The sequence below is a fragment of the Gluconobacter sp. P1D12_c genome (assembly GCF_018812105.1).
Taxonomy (GTDB): domain Bacteria; phylum Pseudomonadota; class Alphaproteobacteria; order Acetobacterales; family Acetobacteraceae; genus Gluconobacter; species Gluconobacter oxydans_A.
On sequence record NZ_JACSIQ010000917.1, the window covers coordinates 1 to 352 of the forward strand.

The following is a 352-nucleotide window of genomic DNA, read 5'->3' on the forward strand; positions in this document are numbered from 1 at the left end:
GATGGAATTTGAAGCGGCCGGGTTTCTTCGATGTTGAAGAGCGGCTTGCTCGCTTGAGCGGGCTTTCTGATCAGTTCAAAGCTTTTTTCCGGACTGTGGATTTTGAAGTCTTTCGCCCTGATCTGAACCAGGCTCTGGCCTATTCAGACGGAAGTAAAGGCGGACGTCCGCCGTTTGATCCGGTGCTGATGTTCAAAATTCTGGTCATCCAGACGTTGAACACTTTGTCTGATGAACGGACAGAGTATCTGATCAACGACCGCCTGTCGTTCATGCGCTTTCTGGGATTGGGGCTGTCGGACCGCGTGCCGGATGCCAAAACGGTCTGGCTGTTTCGTGAGCGTTTGACACA

Annotated in this window: 1 protein-coding gene; it reads left to right on the forward strand. The window is 52.3% G+C overall.

Going from position 1 to position 352, the window contains the following annotated elements:
• Nucleotides 1–8: 8 nt before the first annotated feature.
• Nucleotides 9–352 (forward strand): transposase (locus tag KP705_RS19790; protein ID WP_215765550.1); only part of this gene is annotated, 344 nt, incomplete at its 3' end.